The organism is Kitasatospora sp. NPDC004531 (assembly GCF_053602195.1).
The window spans coordinates 1-14379 of record NZ_JBSGDD010000008.1; the positions used below are offsets into that span (position 1 = coordinate 1).

At 73.1% G+C, this 14379-nt stretch carries 10 protein-coding genes; 2 read left to right on the plus strand and 8 right to left on the minus strand.

Features of this window, described 5'->3' with window-relative positions; all coding sequences use genetic code 11:
- Positions 1 to 483: 483 nt before the first annotated feature.
- The 6 genes from ACWEMJ_RS05910 to ACWEMJ_RS05935 all read right to left on the minus strand — a co-directional run bounded on the left by ACWEMJ_RS05910 (position 484) and on the right by ACWEMJ_RS05935 (position 11024).
- Complete coding sequence (locus tag ACWEMJ_RS05910) at positions 484 to 1440, minus strand: acyl-ACP desaturase (protein WP_452135724.1); 957 nt, start codon at positions 1438 to 1440, stop codon at positions 484 to 486.
- 116 nt (positions 1441 to 1556) lie between these two features.
- Positions 1557 to 2780: a TIGR02679 family protein gene (locus ACWEMJ_RS05915; RefSeq protein WP_452135725.1), complete on the minus strand. Its 1224-nt coding sequence runs from the start codon at positions 2778 to 2780 to the stop codon at positions 1557 to 1559.
- Positions 2777 to 6850 (minus strand): TIGR02680 family protein, encoded by a 4074-nt coding sequence (locus tag ACWEMJ_RS05920; RefSeq protein WP_452135726.1) that lies wholly within the window; start codon positions 6848 to 6850, stop codon positions 2777 to 2779. The genes ACWEMJ_RS05915 and ACWEMJ_RS05920 overlap by 4 nt, the downstream gene beginning before the upstream one ends.
- 20 nt (positions 6851 to 6870) lie before the next feature.
- Positions 6871 to 8079: a TIGR02678 family protein gene (locus ACWEMJ_RS05925; protein ID WP_452135727.1), complete on the minus strand. Its 1209-nt coding sequence runs from the start codon at positions 8077 to 8079 to the stop codon at positions 6871 to 6873.
- Positions 8076 to 9593 (minus strand): TIGR02677 family protein, encoded by a 1518-nt coding sequence (locus ACWEMJ_RS05930; protein ID WP_452135728.1) that lies wholly within the window; start codon positions 9591 to 9593, stop codon positions 8076 to 8078. The genes ACWEMJ_RS05925 and ACWEMJ_RS05930 overlap by 4 nt, the downstream gene beginning before the upstream one ends.
- A gap of 93 nt (positions 9594 to 9686) precedes the next feature.
- Positions 9687 to 11024, minus strand: a complete 1338-nt coding sequence (locus ACWEMJ_RS05935) for a GH1 family beta-glucosidase (protein ID WP_452135729.1) — start codon at positions 11022 to 11024, stop codon at positions 9687 to 9689.
- Between the two features lie 191 nt (positions 11025 to 11215).
- Between ACWEMJ_RS05935 and ACWEMJ_RS05940 the strand changes: the two genes are divergently transcribed.
- Positions 11216 to 11722: a hypothetical protein gene (locus tag ACWEMJ_RS05940; RefSeq protein WP_452135730.1), complete on the plus strand. Its 507-nt coding sequence runs from the start codon at positions 11216 to 11218 to the stop codon at positions 11720 to 11722.
- A 7-nt stretch (positions 11723 to 11729) separates the two neighbouring features.
- Here ACWEMJ_RS05940 and ACWEMJ_RS05945 read toward each other — a convergent pair whose 3' ends face one another.
- Positions 11730 to 12548: a restriction endonuclease gene (locus ACWEMJ_RS05945; RefSeq protein WP_452135731.1), complete on the minus strand. Its 819-nt coding sequence runs from the start codon at positions 12546 to 12548 to the stop codon at positions 11730 to 11732.
- A gap of 544 nt (positions 12549 to 13092) precedes the next feature.
- Between ACWEMJ_RS05945 and ACWEMJ_RS05950 the strand changes: the two genes are divergently transcribed.
- A complete protein-coding gene (locus tag ACWEMJ_RS05950) occupies positions 13093 to 13764 on the plus strand; it encodes a DUF4937 domain-containing protein (protein WP_452135732.1) in 672 nt (223 codons plus the stop codon).
- A 42-nt stretch (positions 13765 to 13806) separates the two neighbouring features.
- Here ACWEMJ_RS05950 and ACWEMJ_RS05955 read toward each other — a convergent pair whose 3' ends face one another.
- Positions 13807 to 14022 (minus strand): hypothetical protein, encoded by a 216-nt coding sequence (locus ACWEMJ_RS05955; protein WP_452135733.1) that lies wholly within the window; start codon positions 14020 to 14022, stop codon positions 13807 to 13809.
- Between the last annotated feature and the right edge of the window lie 357 nt (positions 14023 to 14379).

A 14379-nucleotide genomic window follows, 5' to 3' on the forward strand; every position in this document is an offset into this window, starting at 1 on the left:
ATATCTGGCGTTGACTTTTGGCACGCTGTTGAGTTCTCAAGGAACGGACACTTCCTTCGAGCGGCCTTCCGACCAGCCCTCCGGGCGCTTCGTTCTTTCGTGTTTCCAGCTTATCAGATGTTTTCCGCTCCGTTTTCCGGAGTTTCGATCCGACTTGCTGTTCGCCTTCCCGGCCTGACGGCCCGTCCGACGTTTCAAACTCTAGCCGATCCCCGCTCCGAAAAGCGAATCCGCCGCAATCTCCGAAAACGCGCACAGCAAATACGAACGGAGACGCGAAAAGGACGCGACCCGTCATGGATCAACTGAGTGGTTCTCAAGGGATTGGCCGCCCCGGGACCGTCCGCGTAGACACGTGTCCGGTGCTCCCAGCCGAGCGACTGGTGAACAGTACTCCAACTCCGCGCCCGAGACAAACCTCCAGGCAGCCCGAACCCCGCAGCCCCGCCGGCGCGTGCTGGCGGGGGCTGCGGGCCCGACCTGTCAGGCCCTGGTTGCGGCCCGCCGGGCGCGGATCGCGGCCTGCCGTTCGTCGAAGCGGGTCGCCTGGGCGGCCAGGCCGTCGAGCATCAGGCCCAGTTCCATCTGGGCCCGGAGGCCTTCGGGGCCGAGGCCGCCCATGTCCATCACCTTGAGGTTGCGCAGGACCGGCATCAGTACGTCGTCGAGGTGGACGCGCAGGTTGTAGACGCCGTCGATGGCGATCCGCGCGGCGGCGCGCTCGAAGCCGGGCATGCCGTGGCCGGGCATGCGGAAGTTCGTCACCACCTCGTTGACGGCCTGCATCGCCTGGTCGGGGGCGAGTTCGAACGAGGCCTTCAACAGGTTCCGGTAGAAGATCATGTGCAGGTTCTCGTCGTTGGCGACCTGGGCCAGCATCCGGTCGCAGACCGGGTCTCCGGAGGCGTGGCCGGTGTTGCGGTGCGAGATCCGGGTGGCCAGCTCCTGGAAGGCGACGTAGGCGACCGTGTGCAGCGGCGAGTGCCGGTTGTCGGAGACGAAGCCGTTCTGCATGTGGGTCATCCGGGCCCGCTCCAGTTCCACCGGGTCGACGGCGCGGGAGGCGAGGAGGTAGTCGCGCAGCACCATCGAGTGCCGTGCCTCTTCGCTGGTCCACTGGTGCACCCAGGTGCCCCAGGCGCCGTCCCGGCCGAACAGGGTCGCGATCTCGTGGTGGTAGCTGGGCAGGTTGTCCTCGGTCAGCAGGTTCACCACCAGCGAGACCCGGCCCACCTCGGTCAGCGGCGACTGCTCGACCGACCACGGCTCCCCGCCCAGCGGCCCGTCGAAGTCCCGGCCGCGGCTCCAGGGCACGTACTCGTGCGGCATCCACTCCTTGAACACCCGCAGGTGGCGGTTGAGCTCGCGCTCGACCACCTCCTCCAGAGCCTGCAGAAGTCGGGCATCGGTCCACCGGGCCGGGGAGAAGGTGCTGCTCACGGGTCCAACTCTCGATCGACGAACAAACCTACGGTGCCGTAGGTAACGCCACCGTAGGTTCGCCACCGCTCCCCTGTCTGGGGCCGTTCGGCCCCAATCGCGGGGCCCTCAAGCCATCAGCGCGCGTGCGCCTCCAGGTCCGCCAGCAGCACGTCGGCGACCACCTCCTCGACCACGGCAGTGCGCAGCTCGGCCATCGCGGTGGTGAGCGCCGGGGACCAGGGCGCGGGGGTGAGGCGTCCGAGTGCGGGGCCGGCGGCGATGCGGGCGGCGGCCGGGCGGTAGTCCTCGGCGGCCATCCGCCAGGGGGTGGCCCCGGTTCTGGCCAGGACGTGGGCGGCGATCCGGATGCCCTCGCCGTCGAAGTCACCGTGGTGGCGCAGGGTGGCGCCGGACGTCGCGAGGCGGCGCAGCAGGTGGATGACCGCGGTGTTGGGCCAGCCGGAGGTGCAGACGAGCGGCGGGCAGTGGCGGCCGAAGCGGCGCAGGGCGAGGGCGAGCACGCTCGGGTTCTCGGTGACGTGCACGGGGGCGGCGGGTACGGCGAGTTCGCCGGGGGTGTGGAGTTGGGCGAGGGTGAGGCTGACGGGGTGGCCGGCGTCGGCGCTGATCCGGGAGATCCGGGCGACGGGGCCGTCTCCGTGGAGGCGGAGTCCGACGGCGAGGACGGTGCTGGAGAGTTCGTCGTCGGCGGCCCCGGCGCGGTTCCAGAGCGAGCGCCGTTCCTGGGCGCCGTCCGGCATGTCGACGCCGTACAGCGTTGCCAGGGCGCGCAGCACGGTGGAGGACAGCCGGGTTCCGTCGTCGAGGGCGTGGGAGTCGCCGTCGAGGAGGCGTGCGGCGAGGACGGGCAGTGGTTCGCCGTCGAACGGGAGTGCCGCGAGGACGGTCAGTGTGGAGGTCAGCAGGCTCCGGGTGCGGTCGAGCGAGCCGTCGACCAGGCCGTTGGCGCGGAGGTGGGCGGCCCATTCGGTGAGGGCGGGTTCGGCGGTGACCACGTGGTGGTGGGCGAGCCACTCCCACAGGGCCGCGCGTCGGGTCGATTCCTGTTCGCGTTCGGCGGCCCGGTCGCGGATCGGGCCGAGGACGGCGGCGGCCACGTCCCGCACGGACTGGCCGCAGGCGTCGGCCACGGCGGCTTCGAGCCGGGCGAGCGGGACGGTCGGTGCGACGCCGGGGAGCCGGTCGAGGCCGAGGAGGTCGGCGAGGGCTTCCTGGCCGGCCTCGTCCAGCGGGCCGATCCGCACGCGGCTGACGGGCCGGCCGGTGGACAGGCGTTCGTGCACGGCCGACCACAGCGGCCCGAGTGCCGGGACGTCAAGAAGGTGCCGTGCCGTCATACTCCAGCCTCCACAACGGAGTTGTCGGTCAGCAGCTCCGCACCCGTCCAGACGAAGCGCGCGCTGGTGACGGCGTCGTCGCCGTCAGCGCCGGTGATCAGCTGGTGGACGGCGATGCCGGGGAGTTCGCGGTAGGTGCACCACTCGTGGTCGGAGGTGAGCACCAGGTCGAGGTCGAGGGCGGCGAGGAGTCCGAAGACCTGGCCGCGGTTGACGGTGTCGACGCCGACGAAGACCTCGTCGAGGAGGATCAGCCTGGGCGAGGCCGGCACCGCCTCGTAGTGGGCGGCCACGGCGGCGAAGAGCGGGAGGTGCAGGGCGATGGCCTTCTCGCCGCCGGAGAGTGCGCCGTGGAGTTTCTTGGTGAGCAGCTGCCAGCCGGTGCCGTTGGCGCGGTCCAGCTTGACGACGAACTGGTGCCAGGCGGTGTAGTCGAGGACTTCGGCGAGCTGTTCCTCCCAGGTGGCGGCGGTGTTGCGAGTCTTGGCCTCCTCGATGCGGCCGCGGAAGAAGGCGTGCAGGGCCTCGCGGTCGGCTTCGGTGATCCTGGCCGGGTCCTTGAGCAGGAGTTCGCGGGCCGTCCTGGTGCCTGCGGGCAGGTCGGGGTGGATCTGCCAGACCAGGCGGACCGCGACCTTGGAGGCGGTGCGGACCCGTTCGAGGTGGCCGTTCATCCGCTCCACGAGTTCGCCGGCCTGGCGGATCCGGGAGGCGAGGTGGCGGCGGGTGTCGCCGGTGAGGGTCTGGTCGAAGAGGTTCCGTTCGGCGGTGGTGATGTCGTTCCGGCTGCGGTCGCGCTCGGCGGTGAGGGCGGCGAGCAGGCCGGCCGCGCCGGTGCGGGCGCCGTCGATCGAGGCGACGAAGACGTGGATGTCCTCGTCGGCTTCGAGTTCGAGGTCGGCGCGGGTGCTGAGGCTCTGGCGTGCGCGGTGGACGGCTTCGGAGAGGCGGTTGAGGGCGTCGCCGAGGTTGCGGGTGCTGTGCGGCAGGTTCGGCCATCGGGCGGCGGTGTCGCGGGCGGCTTCCAGGGTGGCGCGGGCACCGTCGTCGGTGCCGAGGGCGAGGGTGGTGCCGGCGTCCTCGGGGAATCCGAGGGCGCACAGGCGGCGGAAGCGCTGGGCGGCCCGGTTGCGGGCGGCTGCGGCGGTGTCGCGGCGGGTGGCGTCCTGGGTCATGGTCGCGCCGAGCGAGCCGATCCGGCCTTCGAGGGCGATGAGTGCCTTGGTGGCGTTCTCGATCTCGTCGCGGGTGCGGCGCAGCACCTGCCGCAGGTCGCCGATCCGGGCGGCGACCTGCCGGTAGTCCTCGCCGACGGTGCTTTCGACCGCGGTGAGGGTGGCGCGCAGGCCGCGGGCGGTGGCCTCGGCCTCCTCGGCGTCGGCGACGGTCTCCTCGGCGGCGGCCTTCGATGCCTCGGCCTGTTCGCGCGCGGTGTCCCGGGCCTGTCGGACGGCCGCCCGCTCCAGGTGCGCGTCCAGCCAGACGTCGGCCTGTTCGCGCAGTGTGTCGACGGCGGCGGCGGTGTTGTCCAGGGCGGCGCGTTCGGCGGGCAGGGCGTGTTCGGCGGCGGCGACCGCGAGGGCGCGCCGGGCGGCGGCGGCCGTGTTCTCCTGCTGGGCGAGCCGTTCGACGGCTTCCCGTACGGCGTCCTGGCGGGCGCCCACCTCGGATTCCGAGCGGTCCCGGGCGTGCTTGGCCTGGAGTACTTCGCGGTGCGCGGGTCGGGAGCGGAGGTCGGCGCCGAGCCGCGAGCGGCGGTCGGCGAGGGCGCGGAGGTCGGCGTCGAGCGCGGCGACGGTCTCGGTGGCCTCCTCCAGTTGGCCGGTCAGTTCGGCGGCCCGGCGTGTCCTGGCCCGTTCCCGGGCGGCGGCGCCGATGTGGCTGGACTCCGGTTTGGCCCAGGTGCCGGTGGCCGGTGCGAGGCGCCAGCTGCCGTCGGCGGCGACGGCGGCGGGGTGTCCGGCGGGGAGGGTGCGGCCGTAGGCGATGCCGGCGAGCAGTCGCCGGACCTGTTCGGCCGGTACGGCGGCGCGGGCGTCGGGTTCGGGGCGCAGCACGTCGAGCAGGGTGGGGCCCGGTGCGGGGTCGGCGGCGGCGGGGTCGGCGAGGGTGTCGTGTCCGGGGACGGTCAGGCTGCCGTCGGGGGTCAGCCAGGCGTCCAGCAGGCCGGCTGCTTCGAGGGCGGCTTCGAGGCCGGCCTGGTCGGCGGGCGGTACGTCGGGGTGGAAGGCGAGCAGGCTCCACAGGGGTGCTCCGGGGGTGGCCGTGCGGTCGGCCGTGCGGGTGTGCGGCGGCGCGGGCGGCAGTTCGGTGGCGGTGGCGGTGCGTTCCAGTTCCTGCGCGATGCGGTCGCGCCGGGCGCGGGCGGTGTTCCGGGCGGCCCGGGTGGTGGTTTCGTCGGCGGTGATGGCGCTTTCGGCGGTGCGGGCGGCGGCGTCGACGAGGGCCAGGACCTCGGTCTCGGCGGCGGCGCGGGCGGCGAGTTCGTCGGGGTCGTCGAGGCGCAGTTCGGTGCAGGTTTCGGTGGCCCAGTGGCGGAGCCGGTCGGCGTGGGTGTCGACGGCGGTCTCGTGGTCGCGGGCGTGGCGGTCGCGTCGTTCGGTCGCGGCGGCGAGTCGTCCTCGGGTGGTGTCGAGTTGTTCCTCGGCGGTGGTGCGTGCGGCGGCGGCGCGTTCGTGCTGTTCGAGGGCGGCGCGGACGTCGGCGAGCTGGCCGTGCCGTGCGGTGATGGCGCCGCGCACCAGGCGGCGGGCGGCGCGTCCGTGGTCGGTGGCGTCGTCCGTGGGGGTGGTGTCGAGCATGGTCTGCACTTCGGTGCAGAGGGATTCCATGGCGGCGCGGCGGGCCGCGGTCCGGGCGTCCTCGGCGGCGGCGGCGGTCTGCGCGGCGCGCTGGGCGGCTCGTTGCTCGGCCTGCTCGGCCCGTTCGGTGTCCTCGGCGGCGGTGCGGAGTTTGCGGTCGGCGGCTTCGCGGGCGCGGGTGGCGGCCCGGCCGGCGCGGTCGGTGCGGCGGCGGAGTTCGTCGAGTTCCTGGCCCTGTCGATAAATCTCCGAGTCGAGCAGTCCCTCGATGGTGCCGTCGATCTCCTGTGCGGTGTGGTCGAGTTCGGTCTTCGCCTGCCCGGTCCGGTCGCGTTCGCGCAGGGCCTCGGTGTGGGCGTCCTCGCTGGCGCGGGCGTCGCGGGTGGCGTTGTCCATGTCGGTGGTGGCGGAGATGAGGGCGGCCGCGCCGGCGCGCAGGACGCGTTGGGCGTAGCCGCGCTGCTGGGTGGCGACGGCGGTGGCGGCGGCGACTTCCTCGTCGAGTGCCTTGAGGTGTTCGCGCTGCCGGTCGAGTCGTTCGAAGCCTTCGGCGAGTTCGGTGATCTCGCCCTGGCCGAGGGGCGGCAGCGCCCGGGAGAGCAGGGAGGACAGCAGCGAGGGGTCGAGGCGCTCGGAGAGTTTCGGGGTGCGGAGTTGGAGCATGGCGGTGATCAGGGCGTCGTAGCGCTGTTCGCCGAGTCCGGGGAAGAGGGTGCTGCGGACGGCGCTGCGGTAGTCGGCGGCGGCCGCGTGCAGGTCGCCGCGGCCGGTGAGGGCGTCGGCGAGCGCGGCCCGGGTGAGCGGCTGCCCGGCGTCGTTGACCAGGGCGAGGCCGCCGGGGCGGTCGATCCGGGCGGTGGTGGTGAAGAAGTCGACGTGGACGCCGGTGGTGTGCGTGCTGGCCTGGAGCCTGGCGCCGCAGGTGAACCAGGCCCGGCCGCCGTCGCCGGTGTGCCGGAACTCCAGCCAGACGTAGCCGACCCGGGTCTTGCCGGTGGTGCCCTCGCCCATCAGGTTCCAGTGCATGGTGCGCTCGGAGCCGCCGAAGGTGGAGAGCCGGTTGGGGCGCAGGCTGGCGTCGAACAGGAACGGCAGCAGGACTTCCAGCGCTTTGGACTTGCCGGTGCCGTTCTGGCCGCGCAGCAGCAGGCGGCCCTGGTGGAAGGTGAAGGTCTCGTCGTAGTAGCGCCAGACGTTGAGGATGCCGGCCCTGGACGGCTGCCAGCGCACGCCGGAGGGCGCTGCCTGCGGGGGTTCCGTCGTGGTCATCGGAGGGTGCTTCTCCCTGGTCACGGGGTGGGGCCGGGGACGGCCCGGTACCGGTGGGCGGCGGGCCGGGGGACGGTGCGGCCGCCGGCCGGGCGGGCGAGGCCGAAGTCGGTCAGGATGCGGACGGCGTCGGCGGCGAGGCGTTGCGCGCCGTCCTCGGAGTGGTAGCTCTTCGCCCATTGCGGGAAGCGGCGCAGCAGGTCGCCGGCCTCGGCGGTGAGCTGTTCCGGTGTCAGCCCGCCGGGGGCGGCTGTCAGCGGTTCCAGCAGCAGCAGTGCGGCGACCCGGGCGGAGGCGGAGTCGTCGGGGAAGCGGCTGTCGGTGGCGATCGCGTCCGGGTCGACGAGCAGCAGGCCGTCGGCGCGTTCCTCCAGGACGAAGCCGCCCTGTTCGGCGGCTCGCCGGACGACCTGGCGGCCGGTCGGCGAGGCGAGGTAGGCCAGTTCGTCGGCGGCGAGGTCGTCGTGGTGGAGCACCGGGTCGTCGAAGAGGCGGCGCAGCACCGCGTGCCGCAGCCGGAGGTTGCGCTGCGCGTCGGACGCGTCGGCGCCGCCGTACCGGTTCTCGCGCACGGTCTCGCGCAGGAGTTCCGCGAAGCGCAGCGGTGTCTCGCCGGTGGGGACGGCCAGTCGGGAGGGGCCGACGGGTGCGGCGAGCAGGCGCATCAGGACGGTGGCGTCGACCCGGTAGAGCACCTTGGCGTCGGCGGAGTCGGTGAAGCTGTCGGTGACGCCGTCCATGGTGAGGAGTGCGCCGAGGGATTCCAGCAGTTTGAGGACGTCCACGAAGGCCATGCGTTCGGGTCTGCTCGCGGTGTCGAACGGCGGCAGTGCCTCGTCGGTGGCGCAGGCCTGGACGACGCGGTCGGCGAGCAGGCCGACGGTGGTGACGGAGGCGGGCAGCAGTTCGGCGGCGGCGACGCAGAGCAGTGTGTACCGGCGGCGGTCGAACGGCGCCCGGCCGGAGCGCAGTCGGCGGGCGGGGCGGGAGGCGTCGGGGGTGGTGCGGATCTTCAGCAGCCGCACGTATCCGAGGCGGGGTTCCACCACGAGTTGCCAGCCGCAGTGGTAGTCGAACCATTTCGTCAGCGGGTCCTGGCGGCGGCGGATCAGGGCGAAGGCGGACGGGTCGCCGCGTTCGGTGATCAGTGGCCGGCCGAGGAGCAGTCGGATGCCGCGGGCGACGTCCTCCCGTTCGGCCAGCACCAGTTGGTTGGCGAGGGTGCTCATGGGTGCGCCTGCCTGTTGCCGGGGGTGCGGATCTCCACCAGGTAGTCGGGGCCTTCGAGTTGTCCGCGGGTGGTGCGCAGGACGGCGGTCGCTCCGTCGCCGGGGCGCAGGACGATTTCGACGCGGCCGTCGGAGGTGACGGTGCGGCGTGTCCCGTCGTGGTCCGGGCGGACGGCGAGCGCCCGGCCGAGCAGGTCGAGCAGCCGCTCGAAGACGGCGTCGTCCAGTCGGCCGAAGGCCGACAGCCGGACGGGGCCGTCGGTGCTCAGGACGTCCCAGGCGGCTTCGAGTTCGGCGCGTTCCTTGCGGGCGAGTTCGGCCCGGGCGGCCTTGACGGCGGCGATGTCGCGGACCCGGCCGGTGCGGGTGAACCGTTCGGTGCGTCCGCTGGTGCGCAGCAGGGTGGACACCCGGACCGGCGGGGCTTCGGCCCAGCTGTGCGCCGGGGGCACCAACTCGGGGTCGGGGTGGGCGAGATGGGCGTGGCGGGAGGGGCCGAGGCCGAACGCGGCCGACCACAGTCGGTGCAGGTCGTCCTCGGTGGGCGCGGCGGCGAACCAGCGGGCCAGTACCCGGAAGTCCTGGGCCGCGCTGGAGGATCGGCGGCGTGACTCGGTGATCCGGTCCAGTACTTGCAGGAGGGTCACGATGGCGCGCCGGGCGACGTCGTGCAGTTGCTCCACGCGGGGTCGGGAACCGTCGGCGGGCAGGAACCACGCGCGCAGGCCCTCCCAGCGTGCCCGTCGCCGTTCCAGCCAGGCCGGCCCGGGGTCGCTGTCCGGGGCGGGCGGCAACTCGGCGCCGCGCAGCGCCCGTTGGTGCAGCAGGTCAACGCCGTGCTGCTCGACGCGCCGGACGGCCGAGGCGATCGCTTGGCCGCGCTGGTCGAGGTTGCGCAGGAACTCCTGGAGGTACGCCACCGTCGCGGCCTTGACCTCCCGGAACGTCGCGAGGTCCGCGCCCTCGGCGCGCAGCAGGCGCTGCAACTCGCCGTTGAACGCCTTGGTGTTGGCCAGCAGCGCCTCCAGGTGGCCTTCGAGTGCCTGGAGCGTGGTGAAGACCCGGCGGTCCGAGGACGCGGGCTCGGCGAGCAGCAGGTACAGCTCGTCGAGCCGGTCGGCGACGGCTTCCAGGACGGCGGTCTGCAGCGCGCCGGTGGCGGCGAGCACGGACAGGGCGTGCTCCACGCCCGCGAGGGCGGCCTCGCCGCGCCGGGTCAGCGAGTACTGGAGGTTGCGGCGCTCGTACTCCTCGGCGGTGCGGTAGTTCTCCGCGTGGTTCTGCACGACGTCGAGCAACTCCCAGGCCCGCAGCCGGCGCAGGGCGTCCTGCAGCTCGTCGTCGTCGATGGCGTCGAGCCATCCCACCGCGCGCAGCCTGCCCCGGACGTCGTCCAGCCCGAGCGCCGTCTCCAGCCGCTCGTTGGCTGCGCCGAATGCCTGCAGGATCGCCCCGTACAGCTCGGCCCGGTCCCCCGTCGCGAACCGGAACATCTCCACCGGCACCCTGAGCATCGGCTCCCCTCCCTCCCACCCCCTGGCCGGGCACCACAGTACGCGGGTGGCGACCTGCCCCGCCGCCGACCGGGAAGCCCCGCTCCTTCCCGGCTACCGGGGGTGGCGGGCGCGGTGGGCGGCGATCAGGTCGCGGTACCAGGTGTAGGAGGCCTTGGGGGTGCGCTGCTGGGTTGCGAAGTCGACGTGGACCAGGCCGAAGCGTTGGCTGTAGCCCTCGGCCCATTCGAAGTTGTCGAGGAGGGACCAGGTGTAGTAGCCGCGGAGGTCGATGCCGTCGGCGGCGGCGCGGGCGAGGGCGTCGAGGTGGGTGGCGAGGTAGTCGATGCGGGGGGTGTCGTCGAGGGTGTCGTCGGTGGAGCAGCCGTTCTCGGTGACGGTGATCGGGGGGAGCGCGGCGCCGTAGCGTTCGCGGAGGGCGAGGAGCAGTTCGTGCAGGCCGGCGGGGACGACGGGCCAGCCGAAGTGGGTGTGCGGGACGCCCTCGATCGGTGCCTGGGTGAACGGGAGGCCGGGGTCGGTGGGGGCGGCGATCCGGGTCGGGTTGTAGTAGTTGACGCCGAGGCCGTCGAGGCCGGGCCCGGCGATCAGCTCCAGGTCGCCGTCGCGGACGGAGCCGTGCAGGTCCTCGCCGACCCCGTACGCGGACAGGTCCGGGTAGCGGCCGAGCAGCAGCGGGTCCATGAACAGCCGGTTGTGCAGGGCGTCGTAGGCGTCGGCGGCCGCCAGGTCCTGCGGGGCTCCGCTCGCGGCGCGGACGGGTGTCAGGTTGTTGGCGATCAGGACGTCGCGGCCGCGCGAGCGCAGTTCGGCGGCGGCCAGTCCGTGGGCGAGCAGTTGGTGGTGGGCGGCGGGCAGCGCGTCCAGCATCAGGCTGTGTCCGGGGGCGTGGATCCCCAGCGCGTAGCCGAACACCAGGTGCACGAACGGCTCGTTGAGGGTGATCCAGGCCGGCACCCGGTCCGCCAGCCGGTCGGCCACGATGGCCGCGTACTCGGCGAACCGGAAAGCGGTTTCCCGTTGCATCCAGCCGCCCTCGTCCTCCAGTGCTTGCGGCAGGTCCCAGTGGAACAGGGTCGGCAGCGGGGTGATCCCGGCGGCCAGCAGTCCGTCGGTCAGCCGCTCGTAGAAGTCCAGCCCGGCCGGGTTCGCCGGGCCGCGTCCGTCCGGCTGGATCCTCGACCACGCGATCGAGAAGCGGTACCCGTCGAGGCCCAGGGCGCGCATCAACTCCACGTCCTCGCCCCAACGGTGGTAGTGGTCGCACGCCACCCGCCCGCTGTCGCCGTTCTTCACCGCGCCGGGCCGCTCGCAGAAGACGTCCCACACCGACCGCCCCCGCCCGCCCTCGTCGACCGCTCCCTCGATCTGGTACGCGGCGGTGGACACGCCCCAGCGAAAGCCGGGCGGCAGGTCGTGACGGTCCGTCATGGGTGGTCCTTCCAGGAAGCAGCAAGGGATCAAAATGCGAGGAGTGCTCATGTTATGGAGCCGCCCGGCCCCGAAGCCAGAGCCGAACACCACCAATCCGCCGAGCCGCCGGCCTCATCGGTGGCCCCGGCGCCTCGGCAGCACTCGTCGCCGCGATACCGTTCGAACCGGAACAGCCAAAGGGGGGCGTGATGGCGGATCGGATCGGGTTCGAGTGGCAGCTCAGCGGCAGCGGCTGGGCGAGCTGCCGGATCTCGGACGGCGCCACCGAGGCGAAGTTCGCGGGCAGTTACTGCACCGACGCGCTCGCCGACCTGCTCGGCGGGCTGGCGGGCCGGTACCGTCCGGAACCGGTCGAGCGGATCTCCTTCGACCTCGAACCCGCCGAAATCCGATGGGTCCTTCGTGGCGACGGAACGGATGTCGACATCTCGATCCGCCAATTCCCCGACATCTACCGCAGCTACGACCGCCCCGACACCGACGGCGCCCTCACCTGGCACTCGGTCCAACCACGCAGCGGACTCGTGCACGCCGTGGTCGAGGCGGCCCGGGCAGTGCTGCGGGAGCACGGCGAAGCCGGCTACAAGGCCCGGTGGGCCCGGTTCGAGTTCCCGGTCGCCGCGCTCCGACGCCTTCGGCAACAGCACCTGCTGCACGACGAGTGCGACCGACCGCACGAGCCGTCCGAGCGGTAGCCCGTCCTCACGCCGGGCTGCGGTCGATCTCCAGGACGTCGTACAGGTGCTGCCCGGCTCCCCACCGGCCGAGGCGCTCGCGATCGACCAGGTGCAGGCACTGCCGATTGGCGAACTCGACGGCCGGGGCCGTGAACCCGTTGAGCGCGACGACGACCGGAACGGCCGCACCGTGCACCGGCCGGGCCGTGCCGTTGAACTGCTGCACGTGCTCCGACCTCACCGCCGTCGCGAACCGCTTGCACTGCAGCACCACCCGCCGTCGGAGGTGGTCCTCGGCGATGACGTCGGCCCCGACGTCCCCGGCTCCGCCGACCCGCTGCGCGTCGCCGAATCCGTCCCGTTCCAGCAGTTCGCGGCACATCTCCTCGAACCGGAGCGGCGAGGCCTCCTGGAACGCCTCCAAGGTGTATCCGGGCGGCCGCCGCACATAGGACGCTGCGGGCTCGACCGGTGCCGCCGGGCCCAGCGGGCGGTGGGCCCACTGTTCGATCCGGTCGGTGACGGCCGCGACGGCGGCGGTGCGGGCCAGACTGAGCCGTACGGAGACGCCCGTACGCACGAGACCCCACAGCGGCTGGACGAACCGGCGAAGCGACCGGTCGAGGCCCGTACGCCGAAGCACCTGTCGCAGGCCCGCGACGGCGACGGCGGCCCCCGTCGCCCAGGCTGCCGCGGCCAGCGGGTGTGCCCAGGCCCAGCCCGCGAGCTGGAGGGCGCCGCCGAGCACGGCCATCCCGGCGAGCACCGCGAGACAGCCCGCGTCGCCCTGCCCGGCCTCCGCCGTCGAACCACTGCCCTGCGGGTTCCCGTCACCGGGCGTCATTCCCCAACTCCCGTCCGTTGCCTGACGAGAGGTTAGGCCTTCCCCGTCCGGACGGGCCGACGGTTCGCGAAAATCCACCCGCCCCCACCGGGCCTCGGTACTCGGACGGCGACCCGACCCGAGCACGGACACCCTGAACTCGGCCATCAGATCCGCGACTTCGCGCAGGCAACGGGGTGCGGAACAGCGGCGGCAAGTGGCCCGCGGTGTCGTACGCCGCACCGAGTATCGCGCGGGCCGGCACCCACGACCGGCCGCCGCCCCGCCGCGGACCCACGCGTGTCCGACCCACGGCGCGCCGTACCTCCCGGAATTGAAGACGACTCATGGATGGGCACAACTCCCCATCCCCACCTGCCCGTTCGTCGGGACGACCGTCGTCGTCAGGTGTTCCCGTCCCGGTTGCGGCATCGTCCGGCCGTACGTCGATGGTCCCGGTCGGGCGGGTCCGTGGGCCGATTGACGTGGGCCGGGGGCGGCGGCCGATCATGTGGGGGGTGGTCGGTTCGGCGGCGATCCGGCAGGGCTGGGAGGCGGGCTGCGCGTGTGGGGCAAGTGGATCGGTTGCACGGTGCCGGTGGCCGCGCGGGAGCGGTTCTCCGCTGCGCAGGGCGCCTGGTCGGCGATCGGTGACCAGCCGGGCCTGGTCGGGCAGGTGGGTGGCTGGGATCCGGCCACCGGGCGCGCCCAGGTGCTGGGGTTGTGGGCCGACGCGGCGGCCCACCGACGCTTCGTGCGTGAGCGGCACGACGCCGTGATCGCCGGCAACCGGCAGGGCGACACCTACACGGGTATCGACGTCGCCGCCGGGGAGACCGTCCTCGAAATGCCCGGGGACGCAAGCGACTTGCCGCACGCGCTCGAACGCGCCGCCCTGCTGCGGGTCGCCGACTGCCGACTGCTGCCCGACCGCACGGAGCACTTCCTCGACGTCCAGCGCACCGTGTGGGCACCGGGCATGGCGGCGGCCGGGGGCATGCTGGCCGGGACAGTCGCCCGGCTTGAGGCGGACCGCTACCTGGTCGCGACGCTGTGGTCCGACACCGCCGCCCACCGGCGCTACGCCGCCCGGCACCTGCCGGCCCTGCTCGCCCGCGCCGCCGTCGGGAGCGACCTCCGGTCGATCACCGGCCACCTGCTACCGCTGGAGCCGGGCTGGCGCGTCCTGCCGACACCCGGACCACGGACAGGCCCCGCGCCTTCGCCGCAGGCCTGACCAGCAGTCGGCCGGACGCCGCCCGCCCTGTTCCGGCCGGTGCTACTGGTCGCTGCCGTTGCCCAGGAGGTCGATGCTCCCGAAGGCCTGACCGTGGGCCACCGTCGAGGTGGTGTTGAACTGCCACTGGGTGCGGTCGCCGTCCAGGTTCAGTTCGTCCACCGAGGAGGTGGTCCCGTAGAAGCTGTCGGCCTGCGCGGGGGTGGTGACCACGGCGAAGGCGACGGCTCCGAGAATCACAGCAGCGACGCGGCGCACGAAATCCCTCCTCTCTTGTGGGGCCCGCCGCGTCCAGTCGGATGCGACGGGCGGCTTGCACGGTTTCGCATCGAAGCAGACCGAATGGGACGCGGGGCCGTGACGCGCTGAGCACGCACAGCAAGGGCGAGGGCTATCCCTGCGAACGACTGTTCCAGGCCGCCGGTGTGGCCACCACGGCGGTGGCGCTGTGCCTGACCACTGTCACCAGCGCCGGTGCCGCCACCGGCACGCTGCGGGTCGGCTTCGATTCGTACGACAACCCCGCGGCGGGCTGCTACAACTCCGCCATCCGCCCGCTCTTCGTCGACAACCGGACCAACGCCACCCGGCACCACGGGGACCTTCGAGTTCGGC